This is a genomic window from Methylocystis sp. B8 (genome assembly GCF_005771425.1).
In the GTDB taxonomy this organism is placed as follows: Bacteria; Pseudomonadota; Alphaproteobacteria; order Rhizobiales; family Beijerinckiaceae; genus Methylocystis.
In genome coordinates this window covers 369271-392617 of sequence record NZ_VBTZ01000002.1, presented here as the reverse complement: position 1 = coordinate 392617, position 23347 = coordinate 369271, and the positions used below count along the sequence as shown (strand labels likewise).

At 62.5% G+C, this 23347-nt stretch carries 19 protein-coding genes; 13 read left to right on the top strand and 6 right to left on the bottom strand.

Annotated elements, in window-relative coordinates:
• From FEV16_RS06660 to FEV16_RS06645, 4 genes are all read left to right on the top strand, one after another.
• A partial coding sequence (locus FEV16_RS06660) for a methane monooxygenase/ammonia monooxygenase subunit C (protein ID WP_246657204.1) occupies window positions 1-199 on the top strand: 199 nt, incomplete at its 5' end.
• Between the two features lie 282 nt (window positions 200-481).
• Window positions 482-1240 (top strand): bacterial ammonia monooxygenase, subunit AmoA, encoded by a 759-nt coding sequence (gene amoA, locus FEV16_RS06655; protein ID WP_138166851.1) that lies wholly within the window; start codon window positions 482-484, stop codon window positions 1238-1240.
• 184 nt (window positions 1241-1424) lie between these two features.
• Window positions 1425-2687, top strand: coding sequence for a bacterial ammonia monooxygenase, subunit AmoB (gene amoB, locus FEV16_RS06650; protein ID WP_138166850.1), 1263 nt, complete (start codon window positions 1425-1427; stop codon window positions 2685-2687).
• Window positions 2688-3022: 335 nt separating this feature from the next.
• On the top strand, window positions 3023-3919 hold the full coding sequence (locus FEV16_RS06645; RefSeq protein ID WP_138166849.1) for a nickel/cobalt efflux transporter: 897 nt from the start codon (window positions 3023-3025) through the stop codon (window positions 3917-3919).
• On the opposite strand, the gene FEV16_RS06640 is transcribed toward FEV16_RS06645, so the two are convergent.
• From FEV16_RS06640 to FEV16_RS06630, 3 genes are read right to left on the bottom strand one after another with little or no spacing between them, the layout of a single operon-like run.
• Entirely contained in the window at window positions 3920-4807 is an 888-nt protein-coding gene (locus tag FEV16_RS06640; RefSeq protein ID WP_138166848.1) for an NAD(P)-dependent oxidoreductase, read from the bottom strand. It lies immediately after the preceding gene.
• Between the two features lie 55 nt (window positions 4808-4862).
• On the bottom strand, window positions 4863-7610 hold the full coding sequence (locus FEV16_RS06635; RefSeq protein ID WP_138166847.1) for a heavy metal translocating P-type ATPase: 2748 nt from the start codon (window positions 7608-7610) through the stop codon (window positions 4863-4865).
• 32 nt (window positions 7611-7642) lie between these two features.
• Window positions 7643-8125, bottom strand: coding sequence for an isoprenylcysteine carboxylmethyltransferase family protein (locus tag FEV16_RS06630; protein ID WP_138166846.1), 483 nt, complete (start codon window positions 8123-8125; stop codon window positions 7643-7645).
• A 134-nt stretch (window positions 8126-8259) separates the two neighbouring features.
• On the opposite strand from FEV16_RS06630, the gene FEV16_RS06625 reads away from it, so the two are divergent.
• Genes FEV16_RS06625 through FEV16_RS06610 form a run of 4 tightly spaced genes read left to right on the top strand, consistent with a single transcriptional unit; the run spans window position 8260 to window position 11652 of the window.
• On the top strand, window positions 8260-8604 hold the full coding sequence (locus FEV16_RS06625; protein ID WP_138166845.1) for a ClpX C4-type zinc finger protein: 345 nt from the start codon (window positions 8260-8262) through the stop codon (window positions 8602-8604).
• Window positions 8605-8621: 17 nt separating this feature from the next.
• Complete coding sequence (locus FEV16_RS06620) at window positions 8622-9755, top strand: 8-amino-7-oxononanoate synthase (protein ID WP_138166844.1); 1134 nt, start codon at window positions 8622-8624, stop codon at window positions 9753-9755.
• Window positions 9752-10387 (top strand): dethiobiotin synthase, encoded by a 636-nt coding sequence (gene bioD, locus FEV16_RS06615; RefSeq protein ID WP_138166843.1) that lies wholly within the window; start codon window positions 9752-9754, stop codon window positions 10385-10387. Before FEV16_RS06620 ends, bioD begins: the two co-directional genes overlap by 4 nt.
• Window positions 10384-11652 carry an adenosylmethionine--8-amino-7-oxononanoate transaminase gene (locus FEV16_RS06610; RefSeq protein ID WP_138166842.1) on the top strand — a complete coding sequence of 423 codons (1269 nt, stop codon included), beginning with the start codon at window positions 10384-10386 and terminating at the stop codon, window positions 11650-11652. Before bioD ends, FEV16_RS06610 begins: the two co-directional genes overlap by 4 nt.
• 110 nt (window positions 11653-11762) lie before the next feature.
• Here FEV16_RS06610 and FEV16_RS06605 read toward each other — a convergent pair whose 3' ends face one another.
• The 3 genes from FEV16_RS06605 to FEV16_RS06595 all read right to left on the bottom strand — a co-directional run bounded on the left by FEV16_RS06605 (window position 11763) and on the right by FEV16_RS06595 (window position 15378).
• Entirely contained in the window at window positions 11763-13520 is a 1758-nt protein-coding gene (locus FEV16_RS06605; protein WP_138166841.1) for an AMP-binding protein, read from the bottom strand.
• 143 nt (window positions 13521-13663) lie between these two features.
• Entirely contained in the window at window positions 13664-14668 is a 1005-nt protein-coding gene (locus FEV16_RS06600) for a high frequency lysogenization protein HflD (RefSeq protein ID WP_138166840.1), read from the bottom strand.
• The gene (locus FEV16_RS06595) at window positions 14665-15378 is read right to left on the bottom strand and encodes a DUF1007 family protein (protein ID WP_138166839.1); all 714 of its coding nucleotides are present in this window, start codon (window positions 15376-15378) and stop codon (window positions 14665-14667) included. Before FEV16_RS06595 ends, FEV16_RS06600 begins: the two co-directional genes overlap by 4 nt.
• A gap of 205 nt (window positions 15379-15583) precedes the next feature.
• On the opposite strand from FEV16_RS06595, the gene FEV16_RS06590 reads away from it, so the two are divergent.
• The 5 genes from FEV16_RS06590 to bluB all read left to right on the top strand — a co-directional run bounded on the left by FEV16_RS06590 (window position 15584) and on the right by bluB (window position 23274).
• Window positions 15584-19099, top strand: coding sequence for an indolepyruvate ferredoxin oxidoreductase family protein (locus FEV16_RS06590; RefSeq protein WP_138166838.1), 3516 nt, complete (start codon window positions 15584-15586; stop codon window positions 19097-19099).
• Between the two features lie 201 nt (window positions 19100-19300).
• Entirely contained in the window at window positions 19301-20080 is a 780-nt protein-coding gene (locus tag FEV16_RS06585; protein ID WP_246657203.1) for a cobalt-precorrin-6A reductase, read from the top strand.
• A complete protein-coding gene (locus FEV16_RS06580) occupies window positions 20077-21534 on the top strand; it encodes a cobyric acid synthase (protein WP_138166836.1) in 1458 nt (485 codons plus the stop codon). Before FEV16_RS06585 ends, FEV16_RS06580 begins: the two co-directional genes overlap by 4 nt.
• Window positions 21531-22559, top strand: coding sequence for a threonine-phosphate decarboxylase CobD (cobD, locus tag FEV16_RS06575; RefSeq protein WP_138166835.1), 1029 nt, complete (start codon window positions 21531-21533; stop codon window positions 22557-22559). Before FEV16_RS06580 ends, cobD begins: the two co-directional genes overlap by 4 nt.
• Window positions 22549-23274: a 5,6-dimethylbenzimidazole synthase gene (bluB, locus tag FEV16_RS06570; RefSeq protein ID WP_138166834.1), complete on the top strand. Its 726-nt coding sequence runs from the start codon at window positions 22549-22551 to the stop codon at window positions 23272-23274. The genes cobD and bluB overlap by 11 nt, the downstream gene beginning before the upstream one ends.
• Window positions 23275-23347: the final 73 nt, after the last annotated feature.

The following is a 23347-nucleotide window of genomic DNA, read 5'->3' as shown; positions in this document are numbered from 1 at the left end:
CATGATCATCCCGAACGTTGGCCTGAATGAGTGGGGCCACACGTTCTGGTTCATGGAAGAGCTGTTCGTTGCGCCGCTGCATTGGGGCTTCGTGTTCTTCGGCTGGATGGCGCTCGGCGTGTTTGGCGTCGTGCTTCAGCTGCTGATGAACGTTCAGCGCCTGATCGGCAAGGAAGGCGTCGCCCTCCTGACCGAGTAATCGAGACTTGGCGCCGCCCGCGTGATGCGGGCGGCGTTTGGCTCTCAAGCTTTTCGCGAAACTTAAGAGCTTGCCTGTCGCTTTGGCGACTGGGTTCTCTGGTTGCGGTCTTAAAACGAGCTTTCTGGCTCTTAAAGACCATCGGGCGCGAAGGGCTTTTTAAAAGCGATGCGGACGGCGGGGGAGATCCGCCGTCCGGGCGCCGGCCGGGAAAGGGCCGGAGCTTTAAGGAAAGAGCTCGGGCTTTACTCAAGGTTCGAGAAAACACCAAGGAGAAGAGTGATGTCACAATCGAAAAGCGGGGGGGCGGTCGGTCCGTTCAACTCCGTCGCCGAGGCGGCGGGTTGCGTCCAGACGGTCGACTGGATGCTTCTTGTTCTTCTGTTCTTCGCCGTTCTTGGCGGCTATCACGTCCACTTCATGCTGACGGCGGGCGACTGGGACTTCTGGGTTGACTGGAAGGATCGTCGTATGTGGCCGACGGTCGTGCCGATTCTTGGCGTGACCTTCTGCGCGGCGTCGCAGGCGTTCTGGTGGGTGAACTTCCGTCTGCCGTTTGGCGCGGTGTTCGCGGCTCTTGGCCTTTTGATTGGCGAGTGGATCAACCGCTACGTCAACTTCTGGGGCTGGACCTACTTCCCGATCAGCCTTGTGTTCCCGTCGGCTCTGATCGTTCCGGCGATCTGGCTTGACGTGATCCTGCTTCTGTCGGGCTCCTATGTGATCACGGCGATTGTTGGTTCGCTGGGCTGGGGTCTGTTGTTCTACCCGAACAACTGGCCGGCGATTGCGGCGTTCCACCAGGCGACCGAGCAGCATGGGCAGCTGATGACGCTTGCGGATCTGATCGGCTTCCACTTCGTCCGCACCTCGATGCCGGAATATATCCGCATGGTCGAGCGCGGCACGCTGCGCACCTTCGGTAAGGACGTTGTGCCGGTTGCGGCGTTCTTCTCGGGCTTCGTCTCGATGATGGTTTACTTCCTGTGGTGGTTCATGGGTCGTTGGTATTCGACGACCAAGGTCATCGACACGATTTAAGCGATCGTCGCTTGCTGCGGCGCTAAGGCTGCGCCGCGGCGGCTCTGCAAGGAAGTTTGCAAGGAAAGAAGAGCGGCGGGCTTTGGGAGCTTTAAGAGGAAGTCTTTCAAGTCCGCTGCGAGAGAAGCAAGTCCGGTTGGCGCGCGAGGCGGCGGCCGGGAAGAGGAACCTGGGAGGTTTATCGATGAAAAACTTCGTCAAGCTCGCTGCGATTGGCGCGGCGGCGGCTGTGGCGGCGACCCTTGGAGCTGTCGCTCCTGCGTCGGCGCACGGCGAGAAGTCTCAGCAGGCGTTTCTGCGGATGCGCACGCTGAACTGGTATGACGTTTCGTGGTCAAAGACGACGGTGAACGTCAATGAAGAGATGGTGCTGCAGGGCAAGATCCATGTGTTCTCGGCCTGGCCGCAGGCGGTCGCCAATCCGCGCGTGTCGTTCCTGAACGCCGGCGAGCCCGGTCCGGTTCTGGTGCGCACGGCGCAGTTCATCGGCGAGCAGTTTGCGCCGCGTTCGGTGTCGCTTGTTCCTGGCAACGACTACGCCTTCTCGATCAACCTGCGCGGCCGTCGCGCGGGCCGTTGGCACGTTCATGCGCAGATCAACGTCGAGGGCGGCGGTCCGATCATCGGCCCCGGCCAGTGGATCGAGATCAAGGGCGACATGAAGGACTTCACCGATCCGGTGACGTTGCTTGACGGCTCGACGGTCGACCTCGAGACCTATGGCATCAGCCGCGTTTATGCGTGGCATCTGCCGTGGCTTGCGGTTGGCGCGGCGTGGATCCTGTTCTGGTTCGTGCGTAAGGGCATCATCGCCTCTTATCTGCGCGTCGCCACGGGCAAGATCGACGATCAGGTGACGGATGAGGACAAGCGCATTGGCGCGATCGTCCTGGCTCTGACGATCCTCGCGACGATCGTCGGCTACGCCGTGACGAACTCGACCTTCCCGCGCACGATCCCGCTTCAGGCGGGCTTGCAGAAGCCTCTGACGCCGATCGTGACTGACGGCACGGCGGGCGTCGGCAAGGAGCGCGTGTCGGCCGAGCTCAACGGCGGCGTCTACAAGGTTCCTGGGCGTGAGCTGACGATCAACGTCAAGGTCACGAACTCGAGCTCTGAGCCGCTGCGCCTTGGCGAATACACCACGGCCGGCCTGCGCTTCCTGAACCCTGACGTGTTCACGACGAAGCCCGACTTCCCGGACTATCTGTTGGCCGACCGCGGTCTGTCGACGGACCCGACGCCGATCGCGCCGGGCGAGACCAAGGAAATCGCCGTGAAGGTGCAGGACGCGCGTTGGGACATCGAGCGTCTGTCTGACCTGGCTTACGACACCGACAGCCAGATCGGCGGCCTGCTGATGTTCTTCTCGCCGTCGGGACGCCGCTTCGCGGCCGAAATCGGCGGTCCGGTCATTCCGAAGTTCGTCGCCGGCGATATGCCCTAAGCGATACTGACGAAACCAAAAACAAATGCCCCCGGCCCTTAAAGCCGGGGGTTTTGTTTTGCCGAAACGATATGAAGCGTTTGTCGATGGCGTCCGGCGAGACCTCGGCGCGATGAATCATCTCGGGTTGAAACGCTTTTCTTGCGTCCCGCTTCCCTCTCCACGCGGCGACTTTGGCTTGCTCTATCTCTATTGCTTGTTTCGTCGCGCGGCGCTCACTATAAAATTAACGGGGCAAGGCTCACCGGAGGCCGGCCAAGCCCTCGACGCCGCAAAGCCGGTCTCCCAATCTCTCATGGCTTCGATACAGCGCCTGAGGAGCCCGCGCCGCCTCGATGTCCGACCTTTCTGAAGTCTTCCGCGCCGGCGCGGCGAACGCCTGGATTTTTGCGCCGAGCGCAGTGGCGTTGGGCGCATTGCACGGGCTCGAACCCGGCCACTCTAAGACGATGATGGCGGCGTTCATCGTTGCTGTCCGCGGCACTGTGGCGCAAGCGGTGTTGCTCGGCGTCGCGGCGACGCTTTCCCATACGGCCATTGTCTGGGCGATCGCGCTCGCGGGACTCTATTTCGGCGCGCAACTCAACGTCGAGGCGAATGAGCCTTATCTGCAGATCGTTTCTGGCGCTCTGATCCTCCTCGTCGCTCTCTGGATGATTTGGCGAAGCTGGCGCGACATCGCCGTCTCTAAGGGCCAAACCACACAGGCGCGAGAAGTCGGCGGCGGCGGCGCTCGTTTGGCGATCGGCCACACGCATGCCGGCGCGCATGTTCACGCGCATGACGCCGGAATTCCGCACAGTCACCAGGAAGAGCAATTCGAAAGCGAACTTCTAGACGTCGATCCGACCGTCTACGCCGATGCGCATGAGCGCGAACACGCGCTGGATATCGAACGTCGCTTCGCCAATCGTCGGGTGACAACGGGCCAGATCATTCTTTTCGGCCTGACAGGCGGCCTCATTCCCTGTCCGGCTTCGATCACCGTGCTCCTTCTGTGTCTGCAGGTCGGACGCATCGGACTGGGCGCGCTGCTCGTGCTGTGCTTCAGCGTCGGTCTGGCGCTGACTCTCGTGCTGGTCGGTGTCGCAGCGGCGCTCGGCCTGCGTCACGCCGCCTCGCGCTGGCCGGCGTTCGAGGCCTTTGCGGCGCGCGCGCCCTATTTTTCCGGCGCAATCGTCGCCGTCATCGGCGCCTATACGATCGCCTCGGGAGCCGCCGCGCTCGCTTAGCTATTTCTCGATGTGAAACGCCGTTTTCATCACTCCGGGGGTAATCGGCTCGTCGAGGAAAAAGTCGAGCGCTGCGTCGACTCTTGGGTCGACGGCGTAAGTCGAAAAGTCCGTCATGCCTTCTTCCGCCAAAACCTGCACATCTATAAAGAAATTGCCGCTGCAGCTCTTTGCGGGTCGAACTAGGATGGCGTGCGCGGCGTCGGCGACGATCTCAGGCTTTCGTGAATGGCGCAGCAATTCGTCGCCGCCGAGAAGATTGCTGACGGCGGCGGTCGCGATCGCAGTCTCGGGCCACAATGAATTCGCTGCGACGCCGGTGGACATGAGATCCCTTGCGAGACCAAGAGTTACGAGGCTCATTCCATATTTCGACATTGTATAAGCGAGGTTCGGAGAGAACCACTTCGGGTTCAAATCGATCGGCGGCGATAGCGTCAGAATATGCGGGTTGGCGGATTTCCGCAGATGCGGCAGCGCCGCCTTGCAGCCAAGATAAGTCCCACGCGCATTGATCTGCTGCATCAGATCGAAGCGCTTCATCTCAAGCGCGCCGATGCTGCGCAGATCAATGGCGCTGGCGTTGTTGATAAGAATATCGATCCCGCCAAAGCAGGACACGGCCTGATGAACCGCCGCTTCGACCTGATCTTCGAAGCGAATGTCGCACGGCACGGCGAGCGCCTGACCGCCCGCCGCTTCGATCTCGGCTGCGGCAGTGTAGATGGTGCCCGGAATTTTTGGATTTTCCGTCACGCTCTTCGCCGCGACGACGATGTTGGCGCCGTCGCGCGCCGCGCGCAGCGCGATGGCGAGGCCGATGCCGCGGCTCGCGCCGGTGATGAAGAGCGTTTTGCCGGCGAGCGAGCGCGTCGTGGAGTCTGTCATGACGCTTTTGTCATGGCGCGCTCGCAATCATTCGTCACCGAAATGCAGGGCCGTCTCACGCGGCGACCTGAGCGGGATAGCCCGCTTCGGTAATCGCCTTGGCGAGCGCCTGCGCGTCCTTCGGCGCCGGAGTCACATCGACCTTGCCGGCAGCGAGATCGACTTTGACGTCGGCGTTCGGCTCGACCGCTTGCACGGCCTTGGTGACATGTTTCACGCACATATTGCAGGTCATGTCTTGCACGTTAAATGTCGTCATCGCTTCCTCCTTGATTTCTTTATCCGCCGCTTCAGTTTCGATCATCCGCGCCTGACCGGCTGTCTCCGCGGACGCAATGACCGCTGGCGGCTCAAAGCGGCGTAGGCGCAAGGCATTGGTAAGCACAAAAACGCTCGACAGCGCCATGGCCGCAGCGCCGAACATCGGCGAAAGCAACATGCCGTTGACCGGATAAAGAACGCCCGCTGCGACGGGGATGAGCAGCACGTTATAGCCGAAAGCCCAGAACAGATTCTGTTTAATGTTGCGCATCGTCGCCCGCGAGATGGCGAGCGCCGCCGGAACCTTCGCGAGATCGCCCGACATCAACACGACGTCGGCGGCTTCGATCGCAATGTCGGTTCCCGTGCCGATGGCGATGCCGGCGTCGGCGGCGGCGAGCGCCGGCGCGTCGTTCACGCCGTCGCCGACGAAGGCGATCTTATTTGCTTCTCGCAGGCGCTCGAGCGTGGCGACTTTTCCATCGGGGAGAACGCCGGCGATCACCTCGTCGATTCCGAGCCTTCGGGCGATCGCTCTAGCGGTGCGCTCGTCGTCGCCGGTGATCATCGCCGTATTCACGCCGATCGAATGAATTGCGTCGATCGCCGCACGGCTCGTCGGCTTCAGATCGTCGGCGACGGAGAGAATGGCGGCGAGTTTCCCATCGACCGCGACATACAGCGGCGTCTTGCCGTCCTCGGCGAGCCTCTGGGCGTCCTGGGCGAAGGGCGCCGCGTCGACGCCGAGCGACGCCATGAAGCGCTCGGCGCCGACGGCGATGCTCTTGCGGTCAACGGTTCCGGTGACGCCCATGCCGGCGACTGACTTAAAGTCGGCGCAGGGCGAAAGTGCGAGGTCAGCGGCCCTGGCGGCGGCGACCAGCGCAGCGCCAACGGGGTGTTCCGACTGCGCTTCGACGCTCGCCGCGAGACACAGAATGTCCGTTTCCTTCTTGCCCCGTGTCACGACGAGATCGGTGAGGCGCGGCTTGCCATGGGTGAGCGTGCCGGTTTTGTCGAAGGCGATGAGAGTGACGTCCCGCAGTGTCTGCAGCGCCTCGCCCTTGCGGAACAGCACGCCGAGCTCCGCCGCGCGGCCGGTGCCGGTCATGATCGCCGCCGGCGTCGCCAGACCCATGGCGCAGGGGCAGGCGATGATGAGCACGGCGACCGCGTTGACCAGCGCATAGGTGAGGCGCGGCTCTGGTCCAATCAGCATCCAGATAACGAAGGTCAGCGTCGCGACGGCGAAGACAGCGGGAACGAAAACTGCCGTGACGCGATCCACCATCGCCTGAATCGGGAGCTTCGCCCCTTGCGCCTGCTCGACCATGCGGATGATGCCGGCGAGCGTCGTATCCGCGCCGACGCGGGTCGCGCGAAACGAGAACGCGCCGGAGCCGTTGACGGTCGCCCCCGTGACGGCGGCGCCAGGCCTTTTTGCGACGGGCGCCGGTTCGCCAGTGACCATCGACTCGTCGACGTGGGACGCGCCCTGCGTGACCACGCCATCTGTGGGGACACGCTCGCCCGGCCGAACCAGAACGATATCGCCGACGCGAACCTCATCGATATCGACATCTACTGTCGCGCCGTCGCGTTCGACGCGCGCGGTCTTTGGCTGCAGCCGCGCCAAGGCGCGGATCGCCTCCGATGTGCGGCCCTTGGCGCGCGCCTCGAGATAGCGGCCAAAGAGGATCAAAGTGACGATGACGACGGCCGCTTCGTAATAGACATGCACCGATCCCGCCGGCAGCGCGCTAGGCGCAAAAGTCGCGACGACCGAATAGAGATAGGCGCTGAGCGTGCCCGTCGCGACGAGCGCATTCATGTCAGGCTGCCGTCGCAACAGCGACGGAATCCCCTTGAGGAAGAACACGAGACCGGGGCCGAACAGCACGACGCTGGCGAGCAGGAAGGAAATCTCGCGGATCCTGGCCTCGCCGATTGTGGTCATCGCCCAGTGATGAACCGCTGGAATGAGATGGCCGCCCATTTCAACGACGAAGATCGGCGCCGTTAGAATGGCGGCGACGATGAGTCGGAAGCGCAGCGCGCGCATTTCCTCTTCCCGCCGGGCCCGCTCGCGATCCGCGCCGCCTGAATCGGTCTCGATCTGTCGAGGTTCATAGCCCGCTTGCGAAATGGCGCGGCGCAGGCGATCTGTCAGGCCGGGGCCGGCGAGCGCACGCACGGATGCGCGTTCGGTCGCGAGATTGACTTTCGCCTCGATGACGCCCGGAACGGCGCTCAGGGCCTTCTCGACATGAGCGACACAGGAGGCGCAGGTCATGCCGCCGACGCCCATCTCTATCGTCTCGACGACCGGCTCATAGCCGGCATCGGAGACGGATTTGACGAGCTGCGTAAGATTTGTGTCCGGCGCGAGCGAAACTTCCGCCCTTTCAGTGGCGAGATTCACATGCGCCGATTTCACGCCGGGCGTGTGCGCAAGGACCTTCTCGACATGCGATACGCAGGAGGCGCAAGTCATGCCTCGCACGGTGAAGTCGATGCGCTCGCCCGCCGCCGTCGCGTCCATTTTTTTTGCCGCCTCTTTCCGCGCCGCGCAGTTTAGAGCCACCGCCGGGTGCGCGCCATATAGGACCGATAGTCGCCGCCAAATTTCTCAAGAAGATGCCGTTCTTCGGGCTCAATGGCGAGCTTTGTCAGGCCAAAAGCCAGAACGGGCGTCAACAACAGCGTAAACGGCGAGCCAAGGAATAGCCCCAGTCCGAAAATCAGTGCGACGTGAGACACATAGATCGGATTGCGCGAAAAGCGGAAGGGCCCCTCGGTCACGAGATAGGACGCGGCGCGATGTGGCAGGATCGTTGTTTGATGGCGTGAGAGAATGCGAAAGCACCAGACATCATTGGCGATCGCCAGGACGACGATGGCTACCCCGGCGACCTGCGGCAGAGAGGAAGAAGCGCGATCGATGAGCGAAGCCCGCGTCGCGGCGTCGAGCGCAAGCCCGGCAGCGAGCGTCAGCGCCATTAGGATCGGGGGCCAGGGATAGCGGGAAGGCGCATGGGCGCTCATCGGCGCATTCATTGCGGCTGCTCCGGAGGAAACGACACTCTGTAAATCGCGCTTTAGCGTGTCATATTCAAGCGCCGGAATGTCAAGGCACACTTGACAATCATGGTTTCTCATGTCAGGTCTACCTTGACAAGAGGGGATCTGCGATGCTGGCCCTGCCCAAACGTAAACTGCGCTGCTCGTTTTGTAAGAAATCGGAGACTCAGGTCTCGCGGCTCATCGGCGGCGCAGCCGGCGGCTACATTTGCGAAGATTGCGTCGGCGTCTGCAATAAAATACTCGACGCTGCGCCGTCGCCGTTCAAAAGCTGGGACGGTCTTTCTGACGAGCAGCTCCTTTCTTCGATCAAAGCGAGCGAGGCCAGCGTCGCGGCTTTGCATTCTCTCATCCACGCGCAAGTCGCGGCGCTTCGCAAACGTGAGGTCAGTTGGACCGCGATCGGCAAGGCCCTGGGAGTATCCCGACAGGCGGCCTGGGAGAGGTTCTCCTGATCCAAAATCGGCCATCCATGCTGGAGCGCTACGCGCGAGATCTCGCAACCCTCGCGGCGCGTGGCAGGTTACGCGCGCTCGCGCCGCGTGTGGGACTCGATTTCGCTTCTAACGATTATCTGGCGTTGGCTGAGTCGCCGGAGCTGGCGGCGGCAATGAGCGCTGCGCTTGCGCGCGGCATTCCTGTAGGCGCCGGCGGCTCCAGGCTTTTGCGCGGCAATCATCCGGAGCATGAAGCGTTGGAAGAGGACGCGGCGCGATTCTTTGGCGCGGAAAGCGCGCTCTACTTTAGCGCTGGCTTTACGGCTAATGAGGCGCTGCTCTCTACCGCGCCTCAGCGCGAAGATCTCATTCTCTATGACGCTCTCGCCCATGCCAGCGCTCATGAGGGCATGCGATTGGCGCGCGCGCAGAATGCGAAGTTTCCGCATAATGACGTTAGCGCGGCGGATGAGGCGATCCGCGCCTGGCGCGAGAAAGGCGGACGCGGAAAAGCGTGGATCGTGGTCGAGAGCCTTTACAGCATGGATGGCGATAAGGCGCCGCTCGACGATCTGTTCGCGCTTGCCACGAAAAACGATGCCTTTCTGCTGATCGATGAAGCGCATGCCACAGGCGTTTATGGTCCCGGCGGCCGTGGACTCGCAGCGAGCTTTGAAGGCAATGACAACGTCATCACCTTGCACACCTGCGGCAAGGCGATGGGAGTCGCGGGCGGTCTGCTCTGTCTGCCGCGCGTCTTGCGCGACTTCATGATCAACCGCTGCCGGCCGTTCATCTTCGCGACGGCGCCATCGCCCGTCCTGGCCGCTTGCGTGCGCGCGGCGCTCAAAATCATCGAGGCGGGTGACGATCGGCGCGCTGAGCTTATATCCCGCATCGACTTCGCGGGCGCAGAGCTGCGGCGTCTTTGCGCGCTCGAATCTTCGGGAAGCCAAATTCAGCCGATTATCGTCGGTTCGGACGTTCGCGCCACATATCTTGCGTCACGCATGCAGGCGCGTGGCTATGATATTCGCGCCATTCGCCCGCCAACAGTGCCGGATGGTTCCGCCCGGTTGCGCATCGCGTTGACGCTCAATACGAGCAAAGAAGAGGTTGCGCGCATGATCGCGCATCTCGGCGAAGAGCTCGCGAGGCTCGAACCATGAACCGCCGATTCGTAATCGTCGGAACGGATACGGGCGTCGGCAAGACCATCGTCTCCGCCGCGATCGTCGGCGCGCTCAACGCCTATTACTGGAAGCCGGTGCAGGCGGGCCTCGATGGCGAGACGGACTCGCAGACCGTCGCGCGCCTTTCCGGCGCGCCGGGCGACCATATCCTCCCCGAGGCATGGCGGCTATGTCGAGCCGCTTCGCCGCATCTCGCCGCACGTGACGAAGGCGTCGAAATCGACGCCGCGGCGCTGAACCCGCCGTCGTGCGACGATCTTCTCGTGATAGAAACGGCGGGTGGCGCGATGACGCCGCTCAGCGATCGCGCGCTGACGATCGATGTGCTCGAACGGTGGCGTATGCCCGTCATTCTCGTCGCACGCACGAGCCTCGGCACAATCAATCACAGCCTGCTGACGCTCGAAGCGCTGCGCAGACGCGGCATCCCGATAAAGGGAATCATTTTCGTCGGTGACGCCGACGCTGGCGCTCAGCGCGCTATCGAGACGATCGGCGGCGCGCGCATTCTCGGCCGTCTCCCTAGACTCGATCCTTTGAATCAGAAAACGCTCATTGCGGCGTTCAACGCCGCAATCGCGCGCGACGCCTTCGGGAGCGGCGCGTGAGCTTCGTCACCGACTCTCCAATCTGGCGGCCCTTCACGCAGCACGCGCTGCAGCCCGGCGCCTTCAAGATCGCGCGCGCCCAAGGCGCCTGGCTCGAAGCCGAAGACGGCAAGCGCTTTCTCGACGCCATTTCGTCCTGGTGGGTGATCACCCATGGCCATCGCCATCCGGCGATCATGCAGGCCATCCGCGAAGAAACCGAACGGCTCGATCAGATCATTTTCGCGGGGTTCACTCATGAGCCGGCGGAAGCGCTCGCGCGGCGTCTCGTCACGCTGACGCCGCGCGGCCTCGACTATGTCTTTTATTCCGACAGCGGCTCGACTTGCGTCGAAGTGGCCATCAAGATGGCGCTCGGCTTCTGGCGTAATCGCGGCGAACTGCGCACGCGCATCGTTGCGCTCGAGCACGGCTATCACGGCGATACGATTGGCGCGATGTCGGCCGGCGCGCGCTCGCCCTTCAATGCGCCTTACGAGCCGCTGCTCTATGAGGTGTCGCGCATTCCCTTCCCGTCGCGCGGACGCGAGCAGGAGACGCTCGACGCTTTGGAGCGCGCTTGTCGCGAGAAGCCGGCAGCCTTCCTCGTTGAGCCGCTCATTCTGGGCGCTGGCGGCATGCTCGTTTACGGGGCCGATACGCTCGCGGAGATGAAGCGCATTTGCGCGCAATATGGCGCGCTGTTCATCGCCGATGAAGTGATGACGGGCTTTGGCCGCACGGGAACGCTTTTCGCGTGCGAGCAGGCGGACGTCATTCCTGACATCGCCTGCTACGCCAAGGGCCTGACCGGCGGCGCGCTGCCGCTCGCCGTCACAATGTGCAAGCGCGAAATTTTTGAGGCGCATTTATCGCCGGAGCGCGCCCGCGCCTTTTTTCATTCGAGCTCCTATACCGCCAATCCGATCGCTTGCGCCGCGGCGCTTGCCAATCTCGACGTCTGGGCGACGGGCGTTCCCGCCGCGCGCGTTGCGGAGTTGGGTGAGATGCAGGCGACGCGCATAGCGCGCTTTGCGGATGATGCGCGTTTCTCCAACGCCCGTCAGATTGGAATTATAACGGCGCTTGATCTCAATGTCGGGCAGGGCGGTTACCTTGCAACGGTCGCGCTCGATCTGATGCGCTTCTTCAACGAGCGCGGTCTGCTGCTGCGGCCGCTCGGCCAGACGATCTATGTCTTTCCGCCCTATTGCGTCGAGGCGGCCGAACTCGATCTCATTTACGAAGCAATCGGCGAGGCGGCGGATCGTTTCGGAGGCGGCTAGATCATGCTGCATTTGGGCGGAATCGCCCAAATGCAGCTAACGCGATCGATTCTGAAAATTTAGAGCGCGCTCTATGCGAAAAACCGGGTTCCACTTTTTCGCACCGCGCTCTAACGCCCGAGCGCGGTGCGCACGCTTTTGCCGCGTCCCTCGTCGTCGACGGTTTTCTTGCGCGCCAGAAATTCTTCCTTCAGGGCGCGCCGTAATATTTTTCCGACATTTGTCTTGGGCAAGCTCTCGCGAAACTCGAAGTAGCGCGGGATTTTGTAGCTCGTCAGCTGCTCGTGCGCGAAAGCGCGCAACTCTTCTCGCGTGAGGCTCGGATCGCGCGCAACGACAAAGGCCATCGGCGCCTCGCCGGAATGTTCATGCGGCACGCCGATGACCGCAACTTCCTTCACCTTGGGATGTTCGGCCAGAACGGATTCGACTTCATTCGGATAGACGTTGAAGCCCGAGACGAGGATCATGTCCTTCAACCGATCGACGATCTTGATCAGCCCGTCCGGCGCCATCACCGCAATGTCGCCAGTCTTGAGAAATCCGTCGGGCGTCAGAGCTTTCGCGGTTTCATCTGGTCTGCGCCAATAGCCTGCCATCAATTGCGGTCCCTTGACACAAAGTTCGCCGCGCTCGCCGATGGGAACCGGTTCGCCTTCAGGCGAGCGCACCGAGACTTCCGTCGACGGCACCGGATAGCCGATCGCGCCGGTGAATTCCGGTATCGTTAGTTTGTTGATCGTGACAATCGGCGACGTCTCGGTCAGTCCATAGCCTTCGACGATCGGCTTGCCGGTCAAGGCCTTCCACTTTTGCGCCACCACTTCCTGCGTCGACATGCCGCCGGAGATCGAAAGGATAAGATTGGAATAGTCGACCGACTTCGCCGTTGAGTGATCGGCGATCGCCGCATAGAGCGTGTTGACGCCGGAGAACAACGTGAACGTCGATTTCTTTAACGTCGCGATCAGGCCCTTGATGTCGCGCGGATTGGCGATGAGCAGACAGCAACCGCCGGTCTTCATGATAAGCATCAGGCAGGCGGTGAGACCGAAGATGTGATAGAGCGGCAGCGCCGTCACCAGGATCAACGGCTTATCTGCAAGATTGGGCTTCAGCCAGGCCCAGGACTGTTCGACATTAGCGGCGACGTTGCGATGCAGCAGCATGGCGCCCTTGGCGACGCCAGTGGTGCCGCCGGTATATTGCAGAAAGGCGATGTCGTCGGGTCCGATTGGCGGCGGCTTGAACGGCTCCTCAGCGCCCGCCTGCAACACCTGCGCGAAGCCGACGCAGCCCGGCAGCCGATAGGCGGGGACCATGCGTTTGACCCAGCGCGAGACGAAATTGACGATTGATCCGCGCAGCCCCATGAGATCGCCGGGCCTTACGATGACCGCGCGCTCAATTTTCATTTGAGGCCACGCGGCGGCGGCTGTATGCGCGAAGTTTTCGAACACGAACAAAAAGCGCGCGCCAGAGTCATTCATCTGATGTTCGAGCTCGTGCGGCGTATACAGCGGATTGACGTTCACAACGACGCCGCCGGCGAGCAAGACGCCAAAGAGGATCGCGGGATATGCCAAGACGTTCGGCGACATGATCGCGACCCGATCGCCCTTTCTCAGTCCGCGGGTCTGCAGCCAGGCGGCGACGGCGACGGAGGCGCGGCCGAGCTCTTCGAAGGTCAGCGTTGCGCCGAAACTTTCCATCGCGGTTCTGTCGGCGAATTCCGTAACGCTCGTGTTGAAAACGTCGACGAGCGTCGAATAGGACGACGGATCGATATCCGCCGGAACGCCTGCGGGATAGGAAGAAAGCCACGGCCGCCTCGCGTAGGGGTCCTCTCGTTGTTCCACGCTGGTCATTGTCGTCCTTGGACCTCCGCGAGTCGGCGTCGATCCGCATCGCGAATCGTCCACTCCGCCTATCTGCTTCTGTTCAAGATAGCGCGTCTAGGACGAAATGAGGTTATTCCCCTCACAATCATTATGTTGCATCGCGAGCCGCGTCAGGCGGCGCCTGTGGCGGCCGGCGCGAGGCCGAGAAGCAGCGTAACGCCGAGCGCGAGGACGAGGATTGCGGCGATGAATTCGCCGCTGCGCGCGATGATGACCGCGCGTCGCGAATCCTTTGCGCCAAGCCGCACCGCCGCACTCTTCGCGTAGACGGCAGTCGCTGCGAGGGCTCCGGTCGTAATCGCCGTTCCAGCCGACATGGCGACGACAGCTCCGGCGCCGGCGGCGAACAGCCCTTGCGACAGGGTGAAGGCCAGAATGAGAATGGCCCCCGAGCAAGGACGAAGGCCGGCGGCGACCACAGTCGCCGCGGCGTCGGCGAGGCGGAACTTCGGTCCGATTAATGTCGAGGGGTCCGGCGCGTGGCGGCAGTTCTCGTCATGTACATGGGTCGGATCGTCAATCGCCTCGCAGATAAAGCCGCGCGTCTTGGAAGCGGTCGCTGGCGCGCTAAGGGCAGCTGACAGCGCGCGTCCCTTCACCCAGGCGAGACGCGCGCCGACCGCGGCAACCGCGGCGTAGCTTGCGAGCTCGATCAAGCGCGTCGCGTCGCTCATCTCACGCGCGGTCGCACGAAAAACCGCCGCGGCGGCGCCGACGATGGCGATGGCGACCAACCCCTGCAGCAGAGCGGCGAGCGCCGCGAGCAGCAGGCCGCGCTTCAGCGCCGTTTCATTGGCGAGCATATAAGACGCAAGCACCGCCTTGCCGTGACCCGGCCCTGCGGCATGAAATGCGCCATAAGCGAAACTCGCCGCTGCGAGCGCGAGGAAAGCCGAAGGATCGGTCTTAAGCGCCCGCACGGCTCCTTGCAATTCGGTTTGGAACTTGCTTTGCCATGCCAAAATGAGCCCGGCGAAGCCCGTTGCGGCGCCAACGGATTCTTGCGCCCCGACGGCAAAGGGATGGCGCGGCGCGCACCAGGAAGATGAAGCGGCAATGGCGACGATCGCCGCCGCAGTTACGCCGACCCAGAAGACCCTTTTTTCAATCCTCACGGACAGGCCACGATCGCGCGTGTCGCCAGCTTCACGCCGAAATCGGCGCCTGGCGACATGTTCTGAAAGAACGCCTCACTCAGTTTTTGATTGTCGGTCGCCACGAGCGGGGCGGGTTCGACGAGACTAAGCGAGCACCCTGAGGGCGCTCTCGAGAGCGTCACTGGATCTTTTTTCTCCAGTCCAAAGGATACGAAATATGTCGGGTCATAGACTTGAAAGGAGAATGGCTTTTTGGCCGCGACCGGGGTTTCCAGCGGCAGGAAAAAGCGCATTGTGACAATCTTCTTGTCGTTGGCTTCAAGCGTCACGTTTTCGGGCTGCTTGAACGCGAGCTTGGCGTTGTTCTGCTTGGCGAAGGTGAAAAAATCGAATTCCGCCAACGACTCGACGTTCGTTTTGGCGAGCGGCGCGAGTTCTTCTCGGGTAGGCGATTTTCCGTCCTTGCCGAGCCCCTGTACGGCATAGGCCGAATACATTTCGTCGAATTCCCAAGCGTGCTGAAGGCCGGCAATTTTTCCGTCGGGCGCAAAAACCACTTCACTTCGTACCACTACCCAGACGTGGGGGTGGGCGGATGCCATCCCAATTCCCATCACTGTCGTGAAAAGGATAAGAATCGAGTTGATTTTCAGCTTCATGCGAGTCTCGCGCTTAGGCGGCGAAGGCGGCAAAAACGCGGCGCAGGCTCGCCCTTTGAGCCTGTGCATGCTAGGAGATCCCTCCTTGAAAAGGCGCTTTCCTGTGGCATAAGGTGGCGGATACAGAGTCGGCGCCGGCAGAGCGCTGCGCGGCGGGATGCCGCAACCGGCTGGGTCGTTAAACCGGATTCGTTCACGGGTTGATCCTTGTCTTTTAGCGTGTGAGCGCAAGAGTCCCAAGCGCGCTTCGCCGAATTCGCGCAGGAGAGCAGTAATGGCGGAAATTGCCGCCGGCGACGCAGTGACCGGCTCCGCCTTCGCCGAGGCGTCGCTCTCAGATCGATTTGACCTCGATAAATCGCGCGTGCTGATCACGGGCACTCAGGCGATTGTGCGTCTGCTCCTCATGCAGAAGGAGGCTGACCGCCGCGCCGGACTGAACACCGCGGGCTTCGTCACCGGCTACCGCGGCTCGCCTCTTGGCGGCGTCGACGCCCAAATGCACAAGGCCAAGGCGCTCTTCGACGCCAATAATATCGTGTACATGCCAGGACTCAATGAGGACCTCGCGGCGACCGCCATCTGGGGCGCGCAGCAGGCCGAGATGCGCGGCGAAGGCAAATATGACGGCGTCTTCTCGCTCTGGTACGGCAAAGGTCCCGGCGTCGACCGCAGCGGCGACGCTTTTCGGCATGTCAATCTCGCCGGCTCCTCGCGCTATGGCGGCGCGCTGGCCCTCATGGGCGACGATCATACTGCGGAATCCTCCACCACCGCGCATCAGTCGGACTACCATTTCGTCGACGTGATGATTCCGATCCTGTCGCCCGCCGGCGTGCAGGAAATTCTCGACTACGGACTCTATGGTTTCGCCCTGTCGCGCTTTGCGGGCGTATGGGTCGGCTTGAAGCTTCTCAAAGATACGGTCGAGTCGACGGCTTCGATCGACGGTTCGCCTGATCGGGTCCGTCCGATCCTGCCGCCGGACTTCTTCATGCCCCCGGGCGGCCTCAATATTCGCCCCGGCGATCCAGTTCTCGCTCAGGAAGAGCGTATGCAGGAGAGCAAGCGCGACGCGATGCTCGCCTTCATTCGCGCCAATCGCTTGAACCGCATCATTACGTCGGGCGGCGCCAATCCGAAGATCGGCGTCATTACGGTCGGCAAGTCATACCTCGACGTGCGTCAGGCGATGGACGATCTCGGCCTCGACGAAGTCAAGGCGAATGATCTCGGTCTGCGGCTTTACAAGATCGCGGCGCCCTGGCCCCTAGAGCCGCAGGGCTTGCGCGAATTCGCACGCGGTCTCGACCTCATCATCGTCGTCGAAGAAAAACGTTCGCTGATCGAAGTGCAGTTGCGCGAAGAATTATACGGCGCGCCGCATCAGCCGCTCTGCATCGGCAAGAAGGACGAGCGTGGCGAGTGGCTGTTTCCTGTCAAGGGCGCGCTCGACGCCAATGACGTCGCCATCGCCATCGGCCGCCGTCTTTTGAAATATCATCCCATCGAGGAGCTTGAAGCGCGCTTGCGACGCCTCGAGAGGCTGCAGGAGCGCCGCCGCACGATAACCGACGTCACCGTTCGCGTGCCGCATTTCTGCGCCGGCTGTCCGCATTCGACCTCGACCCATGTGCCGGAGGGCTCGCGCGCCTATACCGGCATCGGTTGTCATTACATGGCGCAATGGATGGGCCGCTCGACCGAAGGCTACACCCATATGGGCGGCGAAGGCGCGAACTGGATCGGCGAGGCGCCGTTCTCGACGCGCAAGCATATGTTCCAAAACCTCGGCGACGGCACCTATAACCATTCGGGCTCGCTCGCCATCCGCTTTGCTGTCGCGACCAACACCAATATCACCTTCAAAATTCTCTTTAATGGCGTCGTCGCCATGACCGGCGGCCAGAAGCATGAAGGGGAATTGACGGTTGAAAGGATCGCCCAGCAGGTCGCGGCCGAAGGCGTGAAGAAAATCGCGCTCGTCACTGACGAGCCGGGCAAATATGCGTCGCCGATTGACTGGCCGCCGGGCCTGACGATTCATCACCGCAATGTCCTCAATGAGGTGCAGCGCGAATTGGCGCAGACCGAGGGCGTAACCGTCCTCATCTACGATCAGACCTGCGCTACCGAAAAACGTCGTCTGCGCAAGCGCGGGCTGATGCCAGATCCAGACTCGCGCGTCATCATCAACGAACTTGTCTGCGAAGGCTGCGGCGACTGCGGCACGGCGTCGAACTGCGTCGCGGTGCAACCTGTCGAGACAGAATTCGGCCGCAAGCGGCGTATTGATCAGTCCGCCTGCAACAAAGACTTTTCTTGCCTTGAAGGTTTCTGCCCGAGCTTCGTCACAGTCCATGGCGGGCGCATGAAGAAGGCGCCGCTGCCTTCGAAGGAAGACGCAAGCGGCCAGCCCGCGCTGCCAGAGCCTCGCATCGCTGAGATCGGCGCCTTACCCTATGGCGTCCTCATCGCAGGACTTGGCGGCACCGGCGTCGTCACCGTCTCCGCCATTCTCGGCATGGCGGCGCACCTCGAGGGCAAAGGGGTCGGCGTCATCGATATGGCCGGCCTCGCGCAGAAGGGCGGGGCGGTTTATTGCCATGTGAAGATCGGCCAGACCCCGGCGGACGTTCACGCCATCCGCATTGCGGCCGGCGAAGCCGATCTGATGTTGGGCTGTGATCTTGTGGTCGCCGGCGCAAAGCAGGTGCTGGCCGCCGTGGAGCAGGGTAAGACGGCGGTGCTGGTTAACTGCGCCGAAGTTTTTCCCGGCGACATTGAGCGCAATCCAGATTTCATTTTACCGTCGGAAGAGATCAAGCAGGCGATTCGCCGCGCAGGCGGCCCGGAGTCGACCTTCATCGACACCACGGCGCTAGCGCAGGCGCTGCTCGGCGATTCCATCGCCGCAAATATTTTCATTCTCGGCTACGCCTGGCAGAAGGGCTATTTGCCTTTGTCAGACGCGGCGATCCTGCGCGCCATTGAGTTGAACGGCGAATCCGTGCCGATGAACCATTCGGCTTTTCTCTGGGGCAGGCGCGCGGCTCATGATCTGAGCAGCGTGCTCGCCGTCGTCGAATCGCTGCGTCAGCCCAATCGCAATCGAGAGAAATCGAAGACTCTCGAAGAGATCATCGAACGTCGCGCGGCTTTTCTCGCGGACTACCAGAATGAAGCCTACGCCGCCCGCTATCGCGCCCATGTCGAGAAGATCGCCAAACTCGAAGCCCTTCGCGCGCCGGGTTCGCGCGAAGTGACCGAAGCGGTCGCGCGCTATCTTTTCAAGCTGATGGCGGCGAAGGACTATTACGAGGTCGCGCGGCTATACACGGACGGCGCCTTTCAGCGCCAACTCGACGAAACCTTTGAGGGCGACCTGCGTCTTGAGTTGCATCTTGCGCCCAGTCTTCCTTCACTGCAGCGCAAGACTGACTTCGGCGGTTCGCGCAAGTTCACATTTGGACCTTGGATGTTCAATGTGCTGCGCGTGTTGGCGAAGATGAAGAGCTTGCGCAACACATGGCTTGATGTCTTCCGTTTCGATCATGACCGCGTGGTGGAGCGGAGATTGCTCGGTGACTACGAAGCGCTGCTCGATGAATTTTCCATTTCGCTCACGCCGGAAAATCACGCGAGCGCCGTCGCGCTCGCGCGTTTGCCGGAGCACATTCGCGGCTTCGGCCATATCAAGGCGCGTCACATCGCTGCCGTAGACGCTGAGCGCGAGCGGCTCATGGCTGAATATCGTCACCCGTCCGCGGTGAAACTCGCCGCCGAGTGAGTCCCGCGCCGGACCGGCCATGATATAAAGCCCAGATCTGGCGCTTCAGGACTGTCATTCCCAGCGAACCGAAGGTTCGACCGGGAATCCGGAATAGCGACATGAGTCGAGCAGGATCGCGCTATGCGCCCCGGGAATGACATTCGTGAAACTTCGATTGGGTCTATTGTGACGTGCGCGAATGGATCGGTTGAAATTGGCGTGAAGCATGCGCTTCCGTCTTCGGCTCTTTCGAGCGCTGCGCCCTGCCGCCGCGTGCTCGTGCTCGGCGGCTCGAGCGAAGCGCGCACGCTTACGGCGCGCATCGCCGCCGACCCGCGTCTCGAAGGCGTCATTTCGCTTGCCGGACGCACCAGCGCGCCGCGGGCGTATGATCTGCCGACTCGCGTGGGCGGATTCGGCGGCGTTGAAGGGTTGACGCGCTATCTCCTTGATGAGCGCATCACTCATGTCATTGACGCGACGCATCCCTTTGCGGCGCGCATATCCGCCAATGCCCACGCCGCTTGCATCGCTGCCGGCGTGCCGCTGCTTGTGCTGACGCGTCCGCCATGGGCCCCTGCGCAAGGCGACCGCTGGAGGGAGGTCGCGGACAATGCCGCAGCCGTGCGTGCGCTTGGCGCCGCGCCCCGCCGGGTCTTTCTCGCAATCGGCCGCCAGGGCGTCGCGGACTTTCGCATCGCGCCGCAGCATGATTATCTCTTGCGGGTGATCGAGCCGCCGCAGACTGATGACCTGCCGCCCTCTTGCGAGGTGATCTTTGGCCGCGGTCCCTTCGCGCTCGAAGATGAAGTCGCGCTGATGTGCGACAGCCGTATCGAGATCGTCGTCACCAAAAACAGCGGCGGCGCGCTCGCGTACGCGAAGATCGAGGCGGCGCGGACGCTGAAGCTCGATGTCGTCATGATCGCGCGTCCAGCGAGCGGCGACGCCGCCGCCACGCATAGCATCGATGCGGCGATGGCTTTCCTCGCTTCATGAGCCGCACGCTGATGATTCAGGGCACGGGCTCCGATGTCGGCAAATCGTTGCTTGTCGCAGGTCTCGCGCGCGCCTTCGCCAATCGCGGCGTCAGAGTCGCGCCCTTCAAGCCGCAGAACATGTCGAACAACGCCGCGGTGACTGTCGACGGCGGCGAGATCGGCCGCGCCCAGGCCTTGCAGGCGCGCGCCGCGCGTCTTACGCCTCGTATCGACATGAATCCGGTGCTGCTCAAACCACAAGGCGGGTCTGGCGCGCAGATCGTCGTGCAGGGTCGCGTCGCCGGACAGGCGAAAGCGCGCGACTATCAGGAATTGAAGCCGCGTCTGATGCAGCCTGTGCTTGAGAGCTACGCGCGCCTGAAGGCTGAGTCGGATATCGTCATCGTCGAAGGCGCCGGCAGCGCCGCCGAGATCAATCTGCGCAAGAACGACATCGCCAATATGGGTTTCGCGCGCGAAGTAGACGCCCCAGTGGCCATTGTCGGAGACATCGACCGCGGCGGCGTCATTGCGCAACTCGTCGGCTGCAAGGCGGCGCTCGACGATGACGACGCGGCGATGATCGAAGGGTTCATCGTCAACAAATTTCGCGGCGACGCATCGCTCTTCGACGATGGCATGCGCTTCATCGAAGCGCGGACGGGCTGGCGCTCGCTTGGCCTCGTGCCTTATTTTGCCGCCGCCGTGCGCCTCCCGGCTGAAGACGCCTTCGGTTTGCGTGGGCAAGGCCACGATCAGCGCGACGGAGTCCTGATCGCCGTTCCGCTCTTGCCGCATATCGCTAATTTCGATGATCTCGATCCGCTGAAGGCCGAACCGGGCGTGCGCGTGATCTTCCTTAAAGATGGGGAGCCGCTGCCGCCAGAGGCGCAACTGGTGATCTTGCCAGGATCGAAAGCGACCATCGCCGATCTCGCGGCGCTGCGCGCCACTGGTTGGGACATCGACATTCTCGCCCATGTGCGCCGCGGCGGCCGCGTGTTTGGGGTTTGCGGCGGCTATCAGATGCTCGGGCGCGTCATTCGCGATCCGTTCGGCGTTGAAGGCGCCGAAGGAGAAGCGCGGGGATTGGGTCTTCTCGACGTTGAGACCGCGTTGACCGGCGAAAAGACGCTGACGCCAGTCAGCGGCCAGGCGCCGATTTTCGACGCGCCTTTCTGCGGTTACGAGATGCATGTCGGCGAAACCTTCGGTCCCGACTGCGAGCGGCCAGCGTTGCGGCTTGATGACGGGCGTGCGGATGGCGCGACCGCGCGCGACGGCCTCGTCGCGGGCGCTTATGCGCATGGAATCTTCGCGGACGATTCCTTGCGCGCGTCGCTGCTGCGCATGCTCGGTGCGCCGCCGTCTTCGCTGCATTACGAAGAGTCGATCGACGAGACGCTCGATGCGCTTGCGGCGCATTGCGCGCGCCATATCGATCTCGACGCGCTGTGGGAGATGGCGCGATGACGGCGCATTCCGCCATCGGCGCGCCGCCATCCGTGGCGCATGGTGGGCGGCTTGACGCCGCGCGCCGACTCTATCCCGAGGCGCCACAGCCGTGGATCGATTTGTCGACCGGCGTCAATCCGCGCGCCTATCCGTTGCCAAGGCTTGCAGACGAGGTTTTTACGCGACTTCCCGACGACGACGCTTTCTCCGCGCTCGACAGCGTAGCGCGTAAGGCCTATGGCGCGCCCGTAGGGGTCGACATCGTTGCGGGCGCCGGCGCGCAAGCCTTCATTCAAATGCTTCCGCGCGTTTTCCCGGCGAAACGAGTCGCAATCCTCGGCTTCACCTATGCGGAACACGCCGCCTGTTGGGCCGCTTCCGGCGCGCAGGTAGATGTTGTGGAGACTCTGGACGCGCTTGCGGACGCCGACGTTGGCGTGATCGTCAACCCCAACAACCCTGACGGACGGGTCGTCGAGCCGGCGCAAATTTTATCGACAGCCGCGCAGATGGCGCAGCGCGACCGTCTGTTGATCGTCGATGAATCTTTCATGGATTTCACGCCAGAGCGCAGCGTCGTGGGTTTCGTGCATGACCAAAGCCTCATCGTGCTGCGCTCCTTTGGAAAGGCCTATGGGCATCCTGGATTGCGGCTCGGCTGCGCGCTCTGCTCGCGTGGACGCGCAGCGAAGCTTCGCGCCGCGCTCGGACCTTGGGCCGTATCAGGGCCGGCGCTCGCGATTGGCGCCCGTGCGCTTGCAGACGACGCTTGGCGGACGAGCGCCGCACACGCCAGCGCGCAGGACGCGGCGCGTCTCGACGCGCTGCTGACCCATGCGGGTTTTCAGATCGCGGGCGGAACGACGCTGTTTCGGCTTGCGGCGCATCCGCAGGCCGATCGCTGGCATTCGCATCTCGCCTCTCGCGGCTTATTGACGCGCGCGTTCGCCGAAAAACCGGACTGGCTGCGGTTTGGCCTGCCGGGAAACGCCGCCGCTTGGGCGCGGCTCGCCGAAGCGCTGGAGAATTTCGATGGCGGCTGACGCGGCTGAGAAGAAGGACGAACTGCAAGAAGCTCTCGCGCCTGCCTCAGCGTTTAGCGAGGCCGAACGAGCGGCGATCTATCGCGTGATCCACACCCGCCGCGACGTTCGCGACGAGTTCCTGCCCGGCGACGTGCCACGCGAGGTCCTGCTGCGCATCCTCGACGCTGCGCATCATGCGCCCTCCGTCGGCTTCATGCAGCCATGGAACTTCATTGTCATCAGGGACATAGAGAAGCGGCGCGCCGCCTATGCCGCCTTTCGGCGCGCTTGCGAGGCCGAGGAACAGGCTTTGGAGCCGGAGCAGCGTTCGCTCTACCGGAGCTTGAAACTGCAAGGCATCATAAAGGCGCCGCTCAATATTTGCGTCACGTGCGATCGCGCTCGGTTTGGCGCGACCGGGCTCGGGCGCACCCAGCAACCTGACACAGACATCCTCAGCACCGCTTGCGCGGTTCAGAATCTTTGGCTCGCGGCCCGCGCCGAAGGCGTCGGCGTCGGATGGGTGAGCATCCTTAGGGAAGCTGAATTGCGTAACATATTCAATATTCCCAATGAGATAGCCGTAGTCGCCTATCTTTGCGTGGGCTATGTCGCGCAGGCCTACAAATCGCCTGAACTCGAGGTCAAACGCTGGGCGTCGCGTCTTCCCCTGGAAAATCTGATCTTCGAGGACAGTTGGGGAAAACTGGCCGAGTCCACAACTCCGCCTTAAATAATTGAAAGGCTGAACTCGGCTTTCCTGTGGACTCCTGGAAATAACCCATTACCGCGCAAGCCTCTTAGGC

What these genes read in the sequence shown, in the direction of transcription:
- amoA (WP_138166851.1), top strand. Translation starts at nt 482, where the DNA reads ATGTCACAATCGAAAAGCGGGGGGGCGGTCGGTCCGTTCAACTCCGTC.
- amoB (WP_138166850.1), top strand. Translation starts at nt 1,425, where the DNA reads ATGAAAAACTTCGTCAAGCTCGCTGCGATTGGCGCGGCGGCGGCTGTG.
- FEV16_RS06645 (WP_138166849.1), top strand. Translation starts at nt 3,023, where the DNA reads ATGTCCGACCTTTCTGAAGTCTTCCGCGCCGGCGCGGCGAACGCCTGG.
- FEV16_RS06640 (WP_138166848.1), bottom strand. Translation starts at nt 4,807, where the DNA reads ATGACAGACTCCACGACGCGCTCGCTCGCCGGCAAAACGCTCTTCATC.
- FEV16_RS06635 (WP_138166847.1), bottom strand. Translation starts at nt 7,610, where the DNA reads ATGGACGCGACGGCGGCGGGCGAGCGCATCGACTTCACCGTGCGAGGC.
- FEV16_RS06630 (WP_138166846.1), bottom strand. Translation starts at nt 8,125, where the DNA reads ATGAATGCGCCGATGAGCGCCCATGCGCCTTCCCGCTATCCCTGGCCC.
- FEV16_RS06625 (WP_138166845.1), top strand. Translation starts at nt 8,260, where the DNA reads ATGCTGGCCCTGCCCAAACGTAAACTGCGCTGCTCGTTTTGTAAGAAA.
- FEV16_RS06620 (WP_138166844.1), top strand. Translation starts at nt 8,622, where the DNA reads ATGCTGGAGCGCTACGCGCGAGATCTCGCAACCCTCGCGGCGCGTGGC.
- bioD (WP_138166843.1), top strand. Translation starts at nt 9,752, where the DNA reads ATGAACCGCCGATTCGTAATCGTCGGAACGGATACGGGCGTCGGCAAG.
- FEV16_RS06605 (WP_138166841.1), bottom strand. Translation starts at nt 13,520, where the DNA reads ATGACCAGCGTGGAACAACGAGAGGACCCCTACGCGAGGCGGCCGTGG.
- FEV16_RS06595 (WP_138166839.1), bottom strand. Translation starts at nt 15,378, where the DNA reads ATGCACAGGCTCAAAGGGCGAGCCTGCGCCGCGTTTTTGCCGCCTTCG.
- FEV16_RS06590 (WP_138166838.1), top strand. Translation starts at nt 15,584, where the DNA reads ATGGCGGAAATTGCCGCCGGCGACGCAGTGACCGGCTCCGCCTTCGCC.
- FEV16_RS06580 (WP_138166836.1), top strand. Translation starts at nt 20,077, where the DNA reads ATGAGCCGCACGCTGATGATTCAGGGCACGGGCTCCGATGTCGGCAAA.
- cobD (WP_138166835.1), top strand. Translation starts at nt 21,531, where the DNA reads ATGACGGCGCATTCCGCCATCGGCGCGCCGCCATCCGTGGCGCATGGT.
- bluB (WP_138166834.1), top strand. Translation starts at nt 22,549, where the DNA reads ATGGCGGCTGACGCGGCTGAGAAGAAGGACGAACTGCAAGAAGCTCTC.